Genomic DNA, 3,219 nt, shown 5'->3' with positions numbered 1-3,219 from the left:
CCGGCATATCTTCTTGAAAAATTTCTATGTACCTATCTATACTATTTTTCATCCGATTCAGACTAGTTACCAAGTCAGTTTTATCTTTGTGAAAATCAGCCAAAATTTTAGCAAAGCTTTCCTCAACTATTTCTGTAAATTCATGGTAGATAATAATTGAAAATTCATTTATATGGTCATCTACATTATTTACCTGTTCATGAAACTTTAATAAGATATTTTGTATCTCATGTAACTGTTCATCTTTAAATTTTATGAATCTTGATTCAGTCAATTTTTGTACAAGCACTGGTATACCTAATGTTTCCATTAAAGTTGTAGCAAAAATTTCTGCCGGAATATAAGATGGCGCACTGTGTTTCATGGAGTTCTTATTGTCATCTTTGATATCTTCTGTTTGATATTGTGTATATCCAAAAATACTTTTAGTTCTTTTTTCTCCAGATAGGGAAAATTTCACAGGAAGAGATGATAAGAACCAAACTAACTTGCGAGGTAGATTCGTCAAAAATCCTTTTGATTCTTGGTTAACACTTTTAATCAAGGGATGGTTATACAAGTCATTTACAAAGCTGATCACACTATCATTGTCTGAATTTGTCGCATCACCTGCTACAAGAATTTCAATGGATTTTTTGAGGTGGACTGCACGCCATTGTAAAACTGTAGTAATCATTTCTTGAATTTCAGAAGCTAACAAGCTTAAAGTTAAGTAGATAAAAATTAAACCAATTGTTATATCTAAAATAAAAGGTAAACTCATTGGCACTTTCCTCAACAGGTATTTAACATATTTATATTGGTACTATTTGTATCATTTTTACCTTAAAATAATTGTTAAATAACTTGAAGGAAATTTTGGTAAATTTGCCAAATAATTATCGTTTTTCAGAGAAAAATTAGCTAATCTTATAACTTAGTAATTGTTCAAAATATATATTGTTACTGGGTGGCAACATTAAAAGTTCGTTTTAATCTCTACTTAATCAAACCAGCAAGAACCAATAATGATTATAGAATATGCAAGAAGGAAGCTTTATTTGGGGCTGTCTAGAAAAACAACATCACGCGGTTAATAAATGGATTGATTGGCTATGGCTGATGGTATTACTATTGGCCGCAGTGTTACTGTTTAGTATCAATCTGGGAGAGTTGCCTCTGCAAGATGGGGATGAAGCTACTGTGGCACAGGTTGCTAGAGAAATATGGAATGCTCCCATTGGTTCTATGCGATGGCTTTACCCAACTTTAGGAGGTGAACCATATCATTACAAACCACCTTTAATACATTGGCTAATTGCTGGGGCTTATGCTTTAGGAGGAGTGAATGAATGGACAACTCGTTTACCTAGCTCAATTCTGACAGCTTTTTCTGTACCATTACTGTACTTTATTGGTCGAGAGATATTTCGTCAACGTTGGGCTGCTGTTTATAGTGCTTTGATTTATCTGACAATGCTGCCGGTGGTGCGTCATGGCAGATTAGCGATATTAGATGGCGCAGTGGTCAGCTTTTTAATGGTGATGATGCTTTGCGTGTTGCGATCGCGCCGGGATTTACGTTACTGTCTGGGAATTGGCATCGGACTGGGGTTAATTTGTCTAACTCAGGGGCTATTTGGTATCTTACTAGGTGCGATCGCCATTGTTTTTTTATTTTGGGACACACCAAGATTGCTCACCAGTCACTATTTCTGGATAGGCATTTTTATTGGCACTTTACCTGTATTCGTTTGGTATAGTATTCAACTCTTTCACTACGGTTATGATTTTGCTCAAGTTGGCCTTTTCAATCAATCCATCAGGGGAATCGGCACAGCTATTGCCGGCAATTCTGCATCACCCTGGTATTATGTGATTGAAATTCTCAAGTGGACATGGCCTTGGTTGATTTTTTTACCCCAAACTATGCGCTTAATTTGGGAAAATCTAAATCTTAGCTGGGCAAAACTCCTGTTGGTGTGGAGTCTCGGCTATCTACTGGTTATTTCCTGGATGAGTATAAAATTACCTTGGTACGGTTTCCCCATTTACCCTAGTTTAGCCTTAGCTTTTGGCGCTCAGTTAGCAGAAATAGAAAATCTGCCTCTCTTAACATCCTATCCACGGTCTTGGGTAGCTGGTTTTTCAATACTGGCTGTATTCGCTTCAGCTGGTAGCATTTACTTCAGTAGTGGTACAGTACAAAAAACCGACGTACAACTGATTTTTGCATCTGTAGCCTTGACTATGACTTTAGCCGCTATTTTGGCAGAACGAGGGAATGGGCAATTCTTAAAAATTTTGTGCTGGGGAAGTTATATTTCTCTACTGCTATTGATGAGATCAAATTACTGGGTTTGGGAATTATGGGAAGCTTATCCAGTCAAACCAGTAGCCACGATGATCAAGCAAGCAGATCCATCTGTGAAAAAGATTTATACATCTTTTGCTTACCATAGACCCTCATTAGATTTTTATAGCTATCGCACTATTATTCCCGCTTCTGTCAATGAATTGCAATATCATTGGCATTATACTGGACAACCTTATTTTTTAATCAAAGCAGATGAGATCACACAACTGCAATTAGAATCAATCAAAGAAATTGACAAAGCTGAAGATTGGATATTAATCACCAAAGAACCCAATTAGTTTTCCCAAAAAGTCAAAATTGAAATACTTGCTGTGACTGGGTTGGAAACTTTTTCCATATCCTAAGCACCTTGGTGATTGCGACCACTGAAGAGACACTGTGTTTATGAATTTAGCCTGGCAACGATTTACTTTATCTTATTTACCTCTGAAACAATATCTGGCTACGAGCTACTTACACCGTTTTTTAGTGGGGATATTGCACTCTTGGCGGCAAAGTAGCATCTTGATGCAGTGGGGAGATTTAATAGCCGTTGCTTTACTCAGCCTGGTTTATGCTCTGACCCCTTTTGTATCGAGTAGCCTAGTAGGAGTATTGTTAGTAGCTTGTGTAGGATTTTGGCTACTGTTGACTTTATCCGATGAATCAGCGCCAGCAAATACGCCGTTATTTACCCCAATTCACTTGCTGGTGTTACTCTATTGGGCAATTGCCGTAGTCTCTACAGCATTGTCTCCAGTTAAACAGGCAGCGTTAAAAGATTTGGTGGTATTGACACTTTATCTATTGCTGTTTGCTCTTTGTGCTAGAGTGTTGCGATCGCCTCGCTTACGTTCTTGGCTCATTACTCTGTATTTGCACGT

The 3,219-nt window shown here is 37.5% G+C and carries 1 protein-coding gene and 2 pseudogenes; 2 read left to right on the top strand and 1 reads right to left on the bottom strand.

What is annotated here, in order from left to right; genetic code table 11:
* Positions 1 to 763: pseudogene (locus VB654_RS04900) on the bottom strand (hypothetical protein); the annotation flags it as partial.
* A 257-nt stretch (positions 764 to 1,020) separates the two neighbouring features.
* Here VB654_RS04900 and VB654_RS04895 point away from each other — a divergent pair.
* Together VB654_RS04895 and VB654_RS04890 are read left to right on the top strand one after the other, a co-directional pair.
* Positions 1,021 to 2,634 carry a glycosyltransferase family 39 protein gene (locus VB654_RS04895; protein ID WP_323212393.1) on the top strand — a complete coding sequence of 538 codons (1,614 nt, stop codon included), beginning with the start codon at positions 1,021 to 1,023 and terminating at the stop codon, positions 2,632 to 2,634.
* A 106-nt stretch (positions 2,635 to 2,740) separates the two neighbouring features.
* A pseudogene (locus VB654_RS04890) lies at positions 2,741 to 3,219 on the top strand (putative bicarbonate transporter, IctB family); the annotation flags it as partial.

Source organism: Nodularia sp. UHCC 0506, assembly GCF_034931045.1.
In the GTDB taxonomy this organism is placed as follows: Bacteria; Cyanobacteriota; Cyanobacteriia; order Cyanobacteriales; family Nostocaceae; genus Nodularia.
This window is presented reverse-complemented; position numbering and strand designations above follow the sequence as displayed.